Source organism: Sulfitobacter sp. S223 (assembly GCF_025143825.1).
GTDB lineage: Bacteria > Pseudomonadota > Alphaproteobacteria > Rhodobacterales > Rhodobacteraceae > Sulfitobacter.
This window is the reverse complement of record NZ_CP083560.1, coordinates 2,709,870-2,724,188: the sequence shown is the minus strand read 5'-3', so window position 1 is coordinate 2,724,188 and position 14,319 is coordinate 2,709,870. Positions and strand designations below refer to the sequence as shown.

Here is a 14,319-nt window from a genome sequence, read left to right as displayed (position 1 = left end):
CATGAATGTCTCCCTTCGTAGGGTTTGGAACGTGTTTCCAGGCCCGTTATTGCAGCGTCCAAAGAAACTTCAGGTCGCAGCCCTTTGTCATCGTGGTGAAGGGGCCGAAACCGAATATCTGCTGGTAACCAGCCGCGATACCGGTCGTTGGATTATCCCGAAAGGCTGGCCAATTCGGGGCCTCAAATCGAATGAGACTGCTTTGCAGGAGGCATGGGAAGAGGCAGGCGTACGTCACAGCCGCGCATCCAGCACCCCGATCGGTCACTATAGCTATGCAAAACGACAGCCATCTGGTCTGGAAATTCCTGTGGAGACCTTGGTGTATTCTGTTGCAGTACAGGATTTGGCCAAAGAATTCCCCGAAGCGCATGAACGGACGCGGAAATGGGTCAGCGCAGAGGCGGCATCAAAGATGGTGGATGAGCCGGAACTCCAGTCAATTTTCCGCAACCGGATAGTTAAATCCGCCTGATCCTGATTGTTTTGTTGATTTTTGGTCCGATTGGACAGTATGACCGCTGATCAATCGGGGGCCATCAAACATGTCACAACAACAAGGCGATCCACGCCATCTTGAAACGCTGGATCGTGATCTAGCACGCTATTCCAATATTGAACTGGCAACGAGCTATGTCTCGCGGCCAATGGTGGGACCCGGCATCGCGCTGGTTTTCATCCTGATCGCAGGGCTCAGTGCGATGCTGTTCTTCGGTCAAACCAGCAATCTGATGATCGTAGTGATTGCGGCCTGTCTAGGCGCATACATGGCTTTGAATATCGGGGCCAATGATGTGGCCAATAACATGGGTCCGGCGGTGGGTGCGAATGCGCTTTCCATGGGCGGGGCCATCGCGATTGCCGTCGTATTCGAGAGTGCTGGCGCGCTGATCGCGGGCGGGGACGTGGTTTCGACCATCGCGAAAGGGATCATCGAACCGCAAAGCATGGGCACCGCGTCTGTGTTTATCTGGGCGATGATGGCTGCCCTGCTGTCCGCGGCTCTTTGGGTAAACCTTGCCACATGGGTGGGGGCGCCGGTCTCTACTACCCATTCGGTGGTTGGCGGCGTGATGGGCGCGGGCATTGCTGCGGCAGGATTTTCGGCGGTAAATTGGCCAACAATGGCAGGCATTGCTGCCAGCTGGGTGATCTCGCCGATGCTGGGTGGTTTGATCGCGGCAATGTTCTTGTGGCTGATCAAGTCGCGCATCATTTACCGCGAAGACAAGATTGCTGCGGCTCGTACGTGGGTGCCGATTCTGGTGGGGATCATGGCAGGTGCCTTCGCGGCTTATCTGTCGCTCAAGGGGCTGAAACAGCTGATCAAGATCGACATGTCGACGGCTTTGATCATTGGCGCCGCTTCAGGTGTCCTTGTCTGGGTTGCGATGATCCCTGTGATCCGCAAACAATCCGAAGGTCTGGAGAACCGTAATAAGTCGCTCAAGATGCTGTTCGGTATCCCGTTGGTCGTCTCTGCCGCTTTGCTAAGCTTTGCGCACGGGGCCAACGATGTGGCAAATGCCGTGGCACCACTTGCTGCAATTGTGCAGGCATCGCAGTCCTCCAGCTTTACCGAGGCAGTCAGCATTCCGTTCTGGGTCATGGTGATCGGTGCGTTTGGTATCTCGTTCGGCTTGTTCCTGTTCGGGCCCAAATTGATCCGCATGGTTGGGGGGCAAATCACCAAGTTGAACCCGATGCGCGCATACTGCGTAGCGCTTTCAGCCGCTCTGACGGTGATTGTCGCCAGCTGGCTTGGCCTGCCTGTCAGTTCGACCCACATCGCCGTTGGCGGTGTATTCGGTGTTGGATTTTTTCGTGAATGGGACGCAGAGCGCCGGATTCGAAATCAGCGTCTGTCGATGCCTGACAGAGCTATCTTCGCACCGGAAGAGCGGCGCCGCCGCAAGCTGGTGCGGCGCTCCCACTTCATGACGATTTTGGCGGCTTGGGTGATTACAGTGCCTGCTGCTGCGGCGCTGTCGGCTTTGATCTTTGTTCTGATCAACCTTGCGGTGGGATAACCCACCGCTGACGCGATATCGCGGCTGGGTTAAACCAGCCGCGACATTTCCTTGGCCGCTTTGATAAAGCCTTTGAACAGCGGATGCGGCTTGAATGGTTTCGACTTCAGCTCGGGGTGGAACTGCACGCCGATGAACCACGGGTGATCCGACCATTCAACAATCTCGGGCAACTTGCCATCCGGTGACATGCCCGAAAAGGTAAGACCGGCTTTTTCCAGCTGGTCGCGGTATGCTATATCGACCTCGTAGCGGTGGCGGTGGCGCTCATCAATTGACGTGGTGCCATAGACTTCCGCAACGCGGGAGCCGTCTTTAAGCGTGGCGTCATAGGCGCCCAGACGCATGGTGCCGCCTTTGTCGTCGCCGACTTTGCGCTCCACCTTGTGGTTACCCTGTACCCATTCTTTGAGGTGGTAGACCACTGGTTCAAAACGCTTTTTACCGGCTTCGTGATCAAATTCTTCTGAACCGGCAGTGGACAGACCGGCCACGTTGCGCGCGGCCTCGATCACGGCCATTTGCATGCCCAGACAAATGCCCAAATAAGGCACTTTGTTTTCACGCGCATATTGGGCTGCTTTGATTTTGCCTTCGGTCCCGCGTTCGCCAAAGCCGCCGGGCACAAGGATCGCGTGGAAACCGGCAAGATGCGACGCAGCATCGTCTGATTTTTCAAACAGCTCTGCATCCACCCACTCGATCTTGACGCGCACACGGTTCGCCATGCCGCCATGGGTCAATGCCTCGGCGATGGATTTATAGGCGTCTTCCAGCTGCGTGTATTTCCCGACAATCGCGACTTTCACTTCGCCTTCAGGATTGTGGATGCGATCATAAACATCATGCCAGACAGACAGATCGGGGCGTGGGGCAGGGGAGATGTCGAAGGCATCGAGCACCGCCTGATCAAGCCCTTGGGCGTGATAAGCCAGTGGCGCCTCATAGATTGATTTCAGATCATAAGCCGCAACAACGGCATCTTTGCGCACATTGCAGAACAGCGCGATCTTCTCACGTTCTTTTTCGGGAATTGGATGTTCGGACCGGCAGACAAGGATATCCGGCGCGATGCCGATGCTTTGCAGCTCTTTGACCGAGTGTTGTGTGGGTTTTGTTTTCAACTCGCCCGAAGCGGCAAGGTAAGGCAGCAGTGTCAGGTGCATAAAGATACACTGGCCGCGCGGCTTGTCGTGAGCGAATTGGCGGATGGCTTCAAAGAAAGGCAGGCCTTCGATGTCGCCAACGGTGCCGCCGATTTCACACAGCATGAAATCGACCTCGTCGTCCCCTACATGCAGAAAATCTTTGATCTCGTTGGTGACATGCGGAATGACTTGAATGGTTTTGCCCAGATAATCACCGCGGCGCTCTTTCTCCAGCACAGTCGAATAGACGCGACCGGATGAGATGGAATCGGTTTTGCGCGCCGACACGCCGGTGAAGCGCTCGTAGTGCCCCAAATCCAGATCTGTCTCTGCGCCGTCATCCGTCACAAAAACCTCACCATGTTCGAAGGGGCTCATCGTGCCGGGGTCGACGTTAAGGTAAGGGTCTAGTTTGCGCAGCCGGACCGAGAATCCGCGTGCCTGCAACAAAGCACCAAGAGCGGCAGAGGCTAGCCCCTTGCCAAGCGAGGATACAACACCGCCGGTGATGAAAATATAGCGTGCCATGTGAAGTCTCTCCCGTGCGCGTCTTGCGTCTGATTTGCGTCTGATGGGCCTGTCGGAAAGGCACCCAAAAGCGGTGCAAAAAGCGCACCATCACGGGAGTTCAGTCTAACAGGATTCGGATGGGCAAGGCAAGGCGATGGCCGCAACATGATGTTGCGCAATGTCGCAGTGCCTCAAGGTATTGAGTTTAGCCGATTAGTCGACGGTTGGAACCAGCGGCGCATTGTCACCTTCGGTCGGTGGCAGCAGGTTATCCAGATCCGGTGCGGTCGGGGTATCGTTCTGGTTCAGCGCCGGTGGCGATGCCGTCAGACGGTCCAATACGGAAACACCTGCCGACTTTTGTGCCGAAAGGATGGTCAACGAGATCGATGTGACCACGAAAGCGGCACCAAGAAGCCATGTCAGCTTGCTCATCGGGGTGGCCGCTGGACGACCGGAGTTGCTCCCGCCCCCACCAATGCCAAGGCCGCCGCCCTCAGAGCGTTGCAGCAGCACTACGCCGATCAGGCCAAGCGCAAGGATAAGGTGGATGATCAGGACGACATTTTCCATGGGATGCAGACTGCTCTTTTCTGGGTCGGTTTGGGGGTATCTAGGCAAGTTTGGCTATGGGGGCAAGGGAGGATGCACGGGGAAGTGCACGCAAGGCCATAGACAAGCCGATTGTTGCGGGGCAATCTGCCGTTTATGCCCCATGATATCCCTGATCACGATCACCCGCACGCCCTCTTGCCGCCTGAACCCGCCTTGCGCGTAAAGGCGCTGGAGACGATCCTAACACGGAAGGGGTTGGTGGACCCTGCCGCGCTTGATGAGATCATAGATACCTATGAAAACAAAATTGGCCCGCGTAACGGTGCACATGTGGTTGCAAAGGCTTGGCGCGAGCCTGATTTTGCCCAATCCCTGCGCGATGATGCGACGGCTGCGCTGTCTGATCTGGGGTACTTTGGCCGTCAGGGGGAGCATATGGTGGTGGTCGAAAACACACCGGACACACATAACCTTGTCGTTTGCACCCTGTGTAGCTGCTACCCTTGGCCATTGCTTGGTATCCCGCCGGGCTGGTATAAATCAGACGCCTACCGCGCCCGTGTGGTGCGTGAGCCGCGCCGCGTTTTGGCTGATTTCGGCCTGAGCCTGCCAGAAGACACCGCAGTGCGTGTGTGGGATTCGACGGCAGAGGTGCGCTATCTTGTTGTACCGATGAGACCGGATGGCACTGACGGCTGGAGCGAAGAGGCGTTGATGGACCTTGTGTCGCGTGACAGCATGATCGGAACTGCAGTGGCGGGCCCCCCGTCATGAGCCGCGTTCATGATATGGGCGGGCGGTTCGGTGATGGCGCCGTGATTCCCGAAGCGGAAGGCGTTATTTTCCACGCTGACTGGCATCCGCGCGCGCTGGCATTGACGCTGGCTGCGGGATCGCTTGGCAAATGGAATATTGATGTGTCACGTCACGCGCGGGAATGCCTTGCTCCAAAGGATTATATTGCCTTCAGTTATTACGAGAAATGGATGGGTGGTCTGGCCGCTTTGTTGGTGGATACCGGTGTGCTGACACCTGACGATCTTGCTGGAAAAACTGACGGGGAAATTAGTGATCTGGCCGTAAAAAAGCTGACAGCGGATCAGGTGGCTGGCGTGTTGGCGCGCGGCGGGCCTGCCGACCGCGACAGCGCTGTTCCGCCGAATTTCGCGGTCGGGGACTCGGTAATCACGCGCCGGATCGCTGAGAATATCTTGGTGAACGGGGGGCATACGCGACTACCTTCGTATGCTGCGGGCGCACGGGGGCGCGTCCTGATGTATCACGGCACGCATGTTTTGCCAGACAGCAATGCGCACGGATTGGGAGAGGCGCCCGAGCCACTGTACGCCGTGGTTTTTCCCGCAGCCGAGTTGTGGCAGCACCCTGAGCATCCGCGCGATGAAGTGGTGCTGGACCTGTGGCAAAGCTATCTGGCGCCCGCATGAGCAGCGCGCCCGAGCCTGTGTTCGAGGCACCTTGGCACGCGCAGCTATTTGCGCTCACGGTACATCTGAACGAGACAGGAACGTTCGACTGGCCTGACTGGGCCACGCGGTTTGGTGCGACGCTGGCCGAACATGGATTGTCGCGCGATCTGAATGGCGGGGATGACTATTTCACGGCGTGGTTGGTAACGCTGGAGGCGTTTCTTGAAGATATCGCGCTTGCCGATCCTGATGCTGTTGAAGACGTACGCGCAGCGTGGGAGCGGGCCTATTTGACAACGCCCCACGGTGCGCCTGTGACGATTGACGGCGCTGTTGAGCCCTGATGGCTCAAGCCGCCCCGCCCACCGTCCCGCATTCAGACATCCACGTCATCCACGTCGGCTTGACCTGAGAGGCCCCGGCGCACGATGCTCCAGCTGAGACCAATCGCGAGCACAAAGCTGAGCGCCCCGAGCCCGAGCCAGACATTCATGCTGGGGTCATTCAAGCGAAGCACCCCCAGATCGTAAAGCACCCAAAGACCTGCGCCAACCACGGCAAGAACAAGAACCATGCCGAATCCGCCTATGCTGCGAAGGGTGGCGCGCAAATAAATAATGTAGCCAATCAGCAGCACCAACCCTGCCAAAACCGCAATAGAGATGTTCATTCCGCCATAACTGCGTGCCCACTGAACATAGTTGTACTCGGTCGGGTTGAATGTCAGCGCAAGCAGAAGAAAGGCGCAAACCCAGCGCACTATAAAGCCCATTTCGGGTGGTCCTTTGTATCGTTTCACCGCAATATCGAAGGCGCGGGCGCAAAAGTCTATGCCCGAGCTTCAGTTTGCGGTTTCATGCACGCGCGTGCCCCGCTATACGGGCGCGGGTTTGACCGCACAAATGACAGGTCTGCCGCTGCTTTGAGAGGAATATCATGGCCAATGTTGTTGTCGTAGGCGCCCAGTGGGGTGACGAAGGTAAAGGCAAGATCGTGGACTGGTTGTCCGAACGCGCCGATGTAATCGCGCGCTTTCAGGGCGGTCATAACGCAGGCCACACGCTGGTCATCGACGGTGAGGTATATAAGCTGAGCCTGCTGCCATCAGGCATCGTGCGCGGCGGCAAGCTGTCGGTCATCGGCAATGGTGTGGTGCTGGACCCGTGGCACTTGGAAAAAGAGATTGCCCAGCTGCGCGGCCAAGGCGTGACCATCACGCCCGAAACGCTGATGATTGCTGAAAACACGCCGCTGATCCTGCCTATCCACGGTGAGCTGGATCGCGCCCGCGAAGAACAGACTTCGGTGGCCAAGATTGGCACCACGGGCCGCGGCATTGGCCCTGCCTATGAGGATAAAGTCGGCCGTCGTTCGGTGCGCGTGGCCGATCTGGCGGATGACGCCACGTTGGAACTGCGGGTGGACCGCGCTCTGGTGCACCATGATGCCCTGCGCCGCGGCCTTGGTCTGGAACCTGTTGACCGCGAGCGCCTGCTGGCCGATCTGCGCGCCATCGCGCCCACCGTTCTGGAATACGCAGCGCCGGTCTGGAAAATCCTCAATGAAAAACGCCGCGCCGGTAAACGCATCCTGTTCGAAGGCGCCCAAGGCGCGTTGTTGGACATCGATTTCGGCACGTACCCTTTCGTGACATCATCCAACGTGATCGCGGGACAGGCGGCAACAGGCACGGGAATCGGGCCCGGATCGATCGATTTCGTGCTGGGCATTGTTAAAGCCTACACCACCCGCGTTGGCGAAGGCCCGTTTCCGGCCGAACTGAATGATGCGGATGGTCAGCGTCTGGGTGAGCGCGGCCATGAGTTCGGTACAGTTACAGGCCGCAAACGCCGCTGCGGCTGGTTTGACGCTGTGCTTGTGCGCCAGACATGCGCGACATCCGGCGTGAACGGCATCTCTTTCACCAAACTAGATGTGCTTGACGGTTTTGAGACCCTCAAAATCTGCGTCGCCTATGAACTGGACGGCAAGCGGCTGGATTATCTTCCCACCGCCGCTGACCAGCAGGCGCGTTGCACGCCAATCTACGAAGAAATGCCGGGCTGGTCCCAATCCACCGAGGGTGCGCGTAGCTGGGCAGATCTGCCTGCAGAAGCGATCAAATATGTCCGCCGTGTAGAAGAGCTGATCGAATGTCCGGTTGCGTTGCTGTCTACGTCGCCAGAGCGTGAGGACACGATTTTGGTGACCGATCCCTTTGCGGACTGAGTGTCGCAATTGAAATTGGGGCAGGGCGGACCAATTGATGGTTTGTTCTGCCCTAAACCCGAGGAAATCTCATGGCTCTGAGCTATAAAGCCCGCCGCCGCTGGTCGCTGTTTGTGCTGCTGATCGGATTACCTGTTTATATCGTTGCAATGATCTGGGTGATTTCGCTGTTTGACCGTCCCCCGTTCTGGGTGGAGCTGCTTATCTATGTCGGGTCAGGCGTCATCTGGGCCTTTCCTCTTAAGGCAGTGTTCAAGGGCGTTGGGCAGGCTGATCCCGACGGGCCGCAAGACCCATTAGCCTGAGACAAAGACATTCTTAGTGTTTTGAAAAGGCGGGCTGTCAGCTCCGCCTTTTCTGTTGCGAGGCAATGTTTGGATTGCATTAATATAGCTGTGTGAGTTTGGATGGTTTGATCGAGGGAAGAACCGTCACATCTGCGCCGTGAACAGCCCGGTCGTTCAGGTGGATGACATCCTGATTCAACATCCTGATACACCCCGAAGACACTGGCTTACCCAACTCGCGCGAAGAAGCATCACCATGGACACGGTAAAGAGTATCCTTGCCGTTCTGAAACAGATACAGCGCGCGCGCGCCTAATGGATTTTCCGGTCCTGCATCCATGCCGCCATTCGCAACAGAGTAGGGCGCAAGCTCGGGGCGACGTGCCACCATAGTGTCCGGTACGTTCCAGCGCGGCCAGCTGCGCCAGAACTGAAGCCGGGCTGTGCCATTCCAGTCAAAGCCCGCTGCACCGACGCTCACACCGTAGCGAGTCGCGCTGTCGGGTGTTTCGACAAAATAAAGAAGGGCGGCATCAGGATCGATGACAATGCTGCCATGCGTCCGGTCAGGCCAGGGGTTGGTGACCTTCTGTCGCCAATACTCGGGCGATAGGCTGCCCTCTTCGATGGCTGGTATCGGGAATTTTTCATCTGTGATGGCCTGATAGAAATCAGGCAAAGGCGGGAAATTAGGCGCTGGCTGGGCAAGTGCGGCGCGGGTGGGTTCGTCGGGTAGTTTTTGACCACAAGCCACAAGGCCTGCCATACCGCCCATGGCGATAAAGTTACGTCTGCTCAACATGAGACACTCCATTCTTTCAGTTCGGGGATGGCGCTTTGCGCCGGTTTGCCGATTAGAAAGAGCGGGGAGGTGACCTTGGCGGAGCTGGTGATAGATCGCGCCACGCCGCGGCCTTTTGCGCGATCATCAAGCCACGGGAGGCTTCAAAATTCGGCTCCGGTTGCGTGGGAAGTACGGCGTGGTCCGTGCTGCACCGCGTACCGGGCAATGTGGCGATGCGGCACCGTTTCACTGCTGATTGTGCGGTCTGATCGCTTGTCACTTTTTGGCCGGATACTTCTGCCAGAGTGGTTACCGCAATTGTTTCGCCCATTTCCACACGCGTCGAGGCAGACCACGCCGCAGTGTAGGCCCCCCAGGGCAGAATGCTGAAAAGAAGCACGACAATCATGAGGGTTCTAAAGACACGCATACGCAGCGGAAATGAGCGAAAATGAAACGCGGGTCAATTGCGCTCACGCTGATTTGAATAGTCAGCGGGGAAAACTGCCGTGGAATGCCTTAACCTTGGACTGACTAGTGTGCCTCAAAAAGGATAAAGGCGGGCTGATTGGCCCGCCTATATGATTTGTCTGGTCTGGATAGGATCAGCCTACTGCGCGCGCATCCGGCTTGAACCCGATCTGTTCGGACGCCTGAAACCGACCGCCTTTGAGCTTTTCGATCTTGCCTTCGCGCAGCAGCTTGCCGAACGAACGCAGGCTATCTTCACGGGTGAAGTTTTCTTGTTCGACCTGACGCACTTTAGTCATCAGCTGCGGGCGAGAGAATTGTTCGTGGCCTTCAACAAACGACAAATATGCAGCTGCCGCTTCGAGAAGGTCAGGCAGCGATTCGGCACCCATCTCACTTGCAAAATCTGTAAAGCTTGCAGCGTCTATGTCTTTTGCGACGGGCGCGGGTTGCGGTGCAACTGCTGCAACACGGCGCGGTCTGACCGGCACAACCTTGCTTGGCTCCGAGACGTCAATGCGTTGTTCGGCAACCAGTTTCAGCGGTGCTGGGCGCTGCTCTGACGGACGTTCTGTCCGGCCACGTTCTCCGCTAACGGGACGGCGCGGGCGGACAACGCTGGCCAGATCGTCGCGGTAGGCTTCATCAGTTTCTTCATCATCCAATGACCCGCCAACAGCCTCATCCGCTTTTTTCGCGGCAACAGCAGCGCGAAGATGGGAAAATGCATCGCGGCGCGTGGCACTTTCGGGTTCTTCCATCTGCAGTTTGGTCTCTTCCATCAGGCGGGAGAGGTCAGCATCGGCGTTTGTGCGAATTTCGGCGCGCGCCGCGGAGGCGTCTTCGTCTTCTGGCGACTCTTCTTCGGCCAGTTCTTCAAGAGCTTCTTCAACAGTGTCGAATTCGACCGCTTCATATTCAAAGCCGAGGTCCTGATCCTGCTCTGCAGCCATATCCGCTTCAAGCTCTGCCAGCTCGCGCGCCAGATCCTCTTCGGCCTCATCACTTAGCGATGAACTGTCGGCAAGAGGCGCTTTGCGCAGCGGAGAAACAGCGGCCTGATCTTGCGCTTCATTCTCTTCCTCATCGTCGTATTCTTCCAGTTTGCCTGCCCGGATAGCGGCCTCTAGCGTAGCGCGCTTTACTTTCAGCACGCGTGTGCGTGGGGCGGCCGGCTTGGGCTCCTCAGCCTTCGGAGCAGTTTCTTCGACATCGAAGAAATTATCGTCTTCTGCATCATCGATGGCTTCTACGGTATCCATAGCGGCAAGGATGTTGCCGCCCATTTCATCCGTGTCATCAAAGGAATCGGTGTCGAACTCAGCTTCGTCAGCGGCCAGATCAGCTGAATCTGCTTCATCGTCCAGACGGTTCAGAATAGCGGTGATGTCTTCGTCTTCGTCCTCTGCTTCGTCTGAGTACGCGTCTTTATCAAGCTCTTGCGCGGTGTCCATCTCGTCGTCAGCGTCCAATGCATCTTCGAGATCGCGGAGCGTGTTTGTCAGTACATCATTGGTGACATCTGCGGTGTCTTCATCTTCTGCAAACGCTTCGGCCGATGGCGTTTCGACGGCTGTCGCTTCGATAGAACCGGCATCGGCGTGCTGGTCTTCTGAATAGTCAGGCGCGGCTTGTGCATCGGTTTGCTGGGATACGACAGCGCGGATCCGCTTGAGTTTGTCTGCGATGCTGTCAGCGCGGGCGCGTTCTTGTGTCGGTTCGTCTACTGCTTCGTCTGCGTCTTCAATCTCAGCCGGTTTTTCTTCGCGATCGGCAAAGAAAGCTTCGACATCTGCGTCTGGCAGGCTTGGCACGATGTCGGGTTCGTCTACTTGGACGGTTGTTTCGGTTGGCGCATCGTCGGGCAATTCATCCGAGGCCGTGACCTTGATGGACGTTTCATCTTCGATCGATACTTCGGGCTCTTCGGCATAGTCATCGTCAGACTCTTCGACCGCGTCATCCTGCATATCTTCAGCAGCGGTGTATGGCGCTTCAACAGCGGGTAGCTGGGGTTCATCGGTCTTGGCTTTTGCGACTGTTGCGTCGGCAACCGCTGCGGCCACGTCTTCTACGACATCGGAAGCAACAACAGACGCGGCCTGTTCGGTCTCTCTGGCTGACAAAACAATGCGCCCATCATCCTGTCGGGCCTCAACATTTCGCGAAATCTCTCGCTGGGCGATCCGTGCCAACATTTGTGCGTCAGGTTGTGGTGGCTCTGCCCCGAAATACCTGTCATCCGAAGCAAGATCGCGAAAATACTCTGCAATCGCCTTCATGGTACCAAAGGAATCATCGAATCCTTCAAGTGTGCACGAGAAAGTGCCATAGGATACGGTAAGAATCTTGTTATTATTGATCATCGGATGCTCGTCCTCTGCGTATTTGTTCCGATATGTTTACCATGATGTCCAAGACCAAAGCGGCTCCAAACTGTGCAAGCCACGGTATCATTGTGTGGCGTTATTGTGGTCGGTTTCCAATTCCGGCATGAAAGCCCTATGTCAAAAGCCATTGTTTACAGTTCCGATCCAATCACACTTCTAGGTGGGGGGCAGGCTAGCGCAGAAGATCTTGCCGAGGCATTAACCCTGGCGCCGAAACTTGTTGCTGTGGATGGCGGATTGGTTACCGCGCAATTGGCAGGCAGCCTGCCGGATGCAGTCATCGGAGATATGGACAGTGCCCCCCCAGAGGCACTTGCCCTTGTACCCGACGCGCGTCAGCATCGCATAAGTGAACAACAATCTACCGATTTCGACAAGGCTCTTCGTCACGTTGACGCCCCTGTGGTCGTCGGGGCAGGGTTTTGCGGCGGGCGCATGGATCACCAACTGGCTGCGTTTCATACACTTTTGGTCCATGCTGACCGCCCCTGCGTTCTTTTGTGCGGTGCGGAAGTGATCCTTCTTGCGCCGCCCAAGTTATCCTTGGAGATGGAGATCGGTGAGACCGTTTCATTGTTTCCCCTGCTTCGGGTCACGGGGCAAAGCAGCGGACTTGAATGGCCGATAGACGATCTGGTATTTGATCCGGCCCGCTTTATCGGCACATCCAACAGGTCGATGGGGGGCATTGATCTGTCCTTTGACGCGCCTGGTATGCTGCTGATTATGCCGCGTCGGTATCTCAGGCCACTGGTGGCACATTTCGTGCAAGGCGGCGTGCGCTGGCCTGCTCGCGAAGGACAATGAAAACCCCCGCTGCTACTGTCAGCATGATACCGAAACCCGCGAGTGCGTCGGGCCATTCCTTGAAAATCCAGAAGCCCACGGCAGCAGCAACGGGGATTTCAAGGTATTGCATCGGTGCCAAGGTTGCGCTGGGCGCAAAGCGCAAGGACCATGTCATCAACAAATGCGCCAGCGTGCCTAAAACACCGACGGCAGCAAGCAGCCCCCATTCGGTCCCTTCCGGCAGCACGATTTGCAGCGGGGCGAAGTCAATCGATATGCCAAATGCCATTATCGGCAAAAGGATCACCACAGCAATCACGCCACTTAGCGCCTGAAGCGCGATCGGGTCCACCTCTCTGGCAATCTGGCGGGTGGTGAGCATGAAGAACGCAAAGATAACAGCCACGCCAAGCGGCAGCAGGGCGATCCAGCCTACAGCCAGAAAATTCGGCTGAATGACAAACAGCGTCCCGATAAACCCGACGCCGCAAGCAACAAGCCTATGCGGGCCGACCTCTTCGTTCAGCACAAAGCGGCCCAACAAAAGCATGATGAACGGCATCACGAAAACAATCGCTATAGCATCTGCAAGAGGTAGGAATTGAAGGGCAGTGAACATGCCACCGATGCCAAAGATATGCAGAACGGTCCGCAGCACAGATAGCCTGACAGCGCGGCGATGCATGCGCCACTTCATTCCAGACAAGAATACCAAAGGGATCAGCAATACTACCTGTGCGGCAAAGCGGACAAGAACAAGTTGCCCCAAGGGGATTACCGGACCAAGCACTTTGGCCAGAGAGTCGCCCAAAGGTGCAAGGATACAAAATCCCAGCATCAGCAATATTCCCAAAGTCGGCTTGTCGGTGTTCATGCCATAGGGCTACGGCGGGACTTTCGCCATGACAAGAGCCGAGTGGGGAAACGCCGGGGCACGTCAGTACCCCGGCGGTTATGTTTAGATGAATTCAAGAAGCTTTTTCGCCGCTTCTTCTGAAGAGGCGGGGTTCTGCCCGGTTACCAGTTTGCCGTCGGATGTGACAAAGCTGGCCCAGTCGTCGCCGCTCACGTAGACGCCACCATTGGCCTTGAGCATGTCCTCGACAAGGAAAGGCACCACATCGGTCAGGCCAACGCCTTCTTCTTCACTGTTGGTAAAGCCGGTCACCTGTTTGCCGGCGACGAGCGGCTTGTCACCAATTTTTGTGTGCTTGAAGATCGCAGGCGCGTGGCAGACGGCACCGATTGGCAGGTCCTTGTCGGCGAAGCTTTCGATCAGGCGGATGCTGTCTGCATCTTCGGCCAGATCCCACAACGGCCCATGGCCACCGGGATAGAACACTGCGTCATACCCGTCTGCGGTGATGCCGGACAGCTTTTCTGTCGAAGCAAGGGCCGCTTGCGCTGCATCGTCGGATTTAAATCGGTCGGTGGCTGCGGTCTGCGCGTCTTCCGTATCGCTTTTGGGGTCAAGTGGCGGCTGGCCACCTTTGGGCGAGGCCAACGTGATCTCTGCGCCCGCATCCTTGAGGACGTAATAGGGGGCCGCAAACTCTTCGAGCCAGAAGCCGGTCTTTTCACCGGTGTCGCCAAGTTTGTCGTGTGACGTGAGGATCATCAGAATTTTCATGTCGGTATCCTTAAAACAGTTTCAGCACGCCAAATGCGTGCAAGTCGCAAATGAAACGCCTGAGACCTC

General features: G+C 56.9%; 16 protein-coding genes. 8 read left to right on the top strand and 8 right to left on the bottom strand.

Annotated elements, in window-relative coordinates:
• The first annotated feature begins 1 nt into the window (after position 1).
• A complete protein-coding gene (locus K3757_RS12960; protein ID WP_259996122.1) occupies positions 2-475 on the top strand; it encodes an NUDIX hydrolase in 474 nt (157 codons plus the stop codon).
• A 70-nt stretch (positions 476-545) separates the two neighbouring features.
• The gene (locus tag K3757_RS12955; RefSeq protein ID WP_259996121.1) at positions 546-2,030 is read left to right on the top strand and encodes an inorganic phosphate transporter; all 1,485 of its coding nucleotides are present in this window, start codon (positions 546-548) and stop codon (positions 2,028-2,030) included.
• A gap of 29 nt (positions 2,031-2,059) precedes the next feature.
• Here the strand turns inward: K3757_RS12955 and K3757_RS12950 are convergent, their stop codons facing one another.
• The gene (locus K3757_RS12950) at positions 2,060-3,706 is read right to left on the bottom strand and encodes a CTP synthase (RefSeq protein WP_259996120.1); all 1,647 of its coding nucleotides are present in this window, start codon (positions 3,704-3,706) and stop codon (positions 2,060-2,062) included.
• 195 nt (positions 3,707-3,901) lie between these two features.
• Positions 3,902-4,261: a preprotein translocase subunit SecG gene (gene secG, locus K3757_RS12945; RefSeq protein ID WP_259996119.1), complete on the bottom strand. Its 360-nt coding sequence runs from the start codon at positions 4,259-4,261 to the stop codon at positions 3,902-3,904.
• A gap of 135 nt (positions 4,262-4,396) precedes the next feature.
• On the opposite strand from secG, the gene nthA reads away from it, so the two are divergent.
• From nthA to K3757_RS12930, 3 genes are read left to right on the top strand one after another with little or no spacing between them, the layout of a single operon-like run.
• Positions 4,397-5,017 carry a nitrile hydratase subunit alpha gene (nthA, locus tag K3757_RS12940; RefSeq protein ID WP_259996117.1) on the top strand — a complete coding sequence of 207 codons (621 nt, stop codon included), beginning with the start codon at positions 4,397-4,399 and terminating at the stop codon, positions 5,015-5,017.
• The gene (gene nthB, locus K3757_RS12935; protein ID WP_259996115.1) at positions 5,014-5,688 is read left to right on the top strand and encodes a nitrile hydratase subunit beta; all 675 of its coding nucleotides are present in this window, start codon (positions 5,014-5,016) and stop codon (positions 5,686-5,688) included. The genes nthA and nthB overlap by 4 nt, the downstream gene beginning before the upstream one ends.
• The gene (locus tag K3757_RS12930) at positions 5,685-6,014 is read left to right on the top strand and encodes a nitrile hydratase accessory protein (RefSeq protein WP_259996112.1); all 330 of its coding nucleotides are present in this window, start codon (positions 5,685-5,687) and stop codon (positions 6,012-6,014) included. The genes nthB and K3757_RS12930 overlap by 4 nt, the downstream gene beginning before the upstream one ends.
• Positions 6,015-6,046: 32 nt before the next feature.
• Here K3757_RS12930 and K3757_RS12925 read toward each other — a convergent pair whose 3' ends face one another.
• Complete coding sequence (locus tag K3757_RS12925; RefSeq protein ID WP_259996109.1) at positions 6,047-6,442, bottom strand: DUF6524 family protein; 396 nt, start codon at positions 6,440-6,442, stop codon at positions 6,047-6,049.
• A 164-nt stretch (positions 6,443-6,606) separates the two neighbouring features.
• On the opposite strand from K3757_RS12925, the gene K3757_RS12920 reads away from it, so the two are divergent.
• Both K3757_RS12920 and K3757_RS12915 read left to right on the top strand, forming a co-directional pair.
• Positions 6,607-7,899, top strand: coding sequence for an adenylosuccinate synthase (locus tag K3757_RS12920; protein WP_259996107.1), 1,293 nt, complete (start codon positions 6,607-6,609; stop codon positions 7,897-7,899).
• Between the two features lie 71 nt (positions 7,900-7,970).
• Positions 7,971-8,204: a DUF2842 domain-containing protein gene (locus K3757_RS12915; RefSeq protein WP_259996105.1), complete on the top strand. Its 234-nt coding sequence runs from the start codon at positions 7,971-7,973 to the stop codon at positions 8,202-8,204.
• A gap of 79 nt (positions 8,205-8,283) precedes the next feature.
• Here the strand turns inward: K3757_RS12915 and K3757_RS12910 are convergent, their stop codons facing one another.
• The 3 genes from K3757_RS12910 to K3757_RS12900 form a co-directional block, all read right to left on the bottom strand.
• A complete protein-coding gene (locus K3757_RS12910) occupies positions 8,284-8,988 on the bottom strand; it encodes a L,D-transpeptidase (protein ID WP_259996102.1) in 705 nt (234 codons plus the stop codon).
• A 52-nt stretch (positions 8,989-9,040) separates the two neighbouring features.
• A complete protein-coding gene (locus tag K3757_RS12905; RefSeq protein WP_259996101.1) occupies positions 9,041-9,379 on the bottom strand; it encodes a hypothetical protein in 339 nt (112 codons plus the stop codon).
• A gap of 196 nt (positions 9,380-9,575) precedes the next feature.
• The gene (locus K3757_RS12900; RefSeq protein ID WP_259996097.1) at positions 9,576-11,807 is read right to left on the bottom strand and encodes a hypothetical protein; all 2,232 of its coding nucleotides are present in this window, start codon (positions 11,805-11,807) and stop codon (positions 9,576-9,578) included.
• Positions 11,808-11,945: 138 nt separating this feature from the next.
• Between K3757_RS12900 and K3757_RS12895 the strand changes: the two genes are divergently transcribed.
• The gene (locus K3757_RS12895; protein ID WP_259996095.1) at positions 11,946-12,638 is read left to right on the top strand and encodes a thiamine diphosphokinase; all 693 of its coding nucleotides are present in this window, start codon (positions 11,946-11,948) and stop codon (positions 12,636-12,638) included.
• Here the strand turns inward: K3757_RS12895 and K3757_RS12890 are convergent.
• Both K3757_RS12890 and K3757_RS12885 read right to left on the bottom strand, forming a co-directional pair.
• On the bottom strand, positions 12,574-13,494 hold the full coding sequence (locus K3757_RS12890) for a DMT family transporter (RefSeq protein ID WP_259996093.1): 921 nt from the start codon (positions 13,492-13,494) through the stop codon (positions 12,574-12,576). The two genes, K3757_RS12895 and K3757_RS12890, sit on opposite strands and share 65 nt — an antisense overlap.
• Before the next feature lie 84 nt (positions 13,495-13,578).
• Entirely contained in the window at positions 13,579-14,250 is a 672-nt protein-coding gene (locus tag K3757_RS12885; protein ID WP_259996090.1) for a type 1 glutamine amidotransferase domain-containing protein, read from the bottom strand.
• Positions 14,251-14,319: the final 69 nt, after the last annotated feature.

What these genes read in the sequence shown, in the direction of transcription:
- K3757_RS12895 (WP_259996095.1), top strand. Translation starts at nt 11,946, where the DNA reads ATGTCAAAAGCCATTGTTTACAGTTCCGATCCAATCACACTTCTAGGT.
- K3757_RS12920 (WP_259996107.1), top strand. Translation starts at nt 6,607, where the DNA reads ATGGCCAATGTTGTTGTCGTAGGCGCCCAGTGGGGTGACGAAGGTAAA.
- secG (WP_259996119.1), bottom strand. Translation starts at nt 4,261, where the DNA reads ATGGAAAATGTCGTCCTGATCATCCACCTTATCCTTGCGCTTGGCCTG.
- K3757_RS12910 (WP_259996102.1), bottom strand. Translation starts at nt 8,988, where the DNA reads ATGTTGAGCAGACGTAACTTTATCGCCATGGGCGGTATGGCAGGCCTT.
- nthA (WP_259996117.1), top strand. Translation starts at nt 4,397, where the DNA reads ATGCCCCATGATATCCCTGATCACGATCACCCGCACGCCCTCTTGCCG.
- K3757_RS12955 (WP_259996121.1), top strand. Translation starts at nt 546, where the DNA reads ATGTCACAACAACAAGGCGATCCACGCCATCTTGAAACGCTGGATCGT.
- K3757_RS12885 (WP_259996090.1), bottom strand. Translation starts at nt 14,250, where the DNA reads ATGAAAATTCTGATGATCCTCACGTCACACGACAAACTTGGCGACACC.
- K3757_RS12905 (WP_259996101.1), bottom strand. Translation starts at nt 9,379, where the DNA reads ATGATTGTCGTGCTTCTTTTCAGCATTCTGCCCTGGGGGGCCTACACT.
- K3757_RS12950 (WP_259996120.1), bottom strand. Translation starts at nt 3,706, where the DNA reads ATGGCACGCTATATTTTCATCACCGGCGGTGTTGTATCCTCGCTTGGC.
- K3757_RS12900 (WP_259996097.1), bottom strand. Translation starts at nt 11,807, where the DNA reads ATGATCAATAATAACAAGATTCTTACCGTATCCTATGGCACTTTCTCG.
- K3757_RS12890 (WP_259996093.1), bottom strand. Translation starts at nt 13,494, where the DNA reads ATGAACACCGACAAGCCGACTTTGGGAATATTGCTGATGCTGGGATTT.
- nthB (WP_259996115.1), top strand. Translation starts at nt 5,014, where the DNA reads ATGAGCCGCGTTCATGATATGGGCGGGCGGTTCGGTGATGGCGCCGTG.
- K3757_RS12930 (WP_259996112.1), top strand. Translation starts at nt 5,685, where the DNA reads ATGAGCAGCGCGCCCGAGCCTGTGTTCGAGGCACCTTGGCACGCGCAG.
- K3757_RS12915 (WP_259996105.1), top strand. Translation starts at nt 7,971, where the DNA reads ATGGCTCTGAGCTATAAAGCCCGCCGCCGCTGGTCGCTGTTTGTGCTG.
- K3757_RS12960 (WP_259996122.1), top strand. Translation starts at nt 2, where the DNA reads ATGAATGTCTCCCTTCGTAGGGTTTGGAACGTGTTTCCAGGCCCGTTA.
- K3757_RS12925 (WP_259996109.1), bottom strand. Translation starts at nt 6,442, where the DNA reads ATGGGCTTTATAGTGCGCTGGGTTTGCGCCTTTCTTCTGCTTGCGCTG.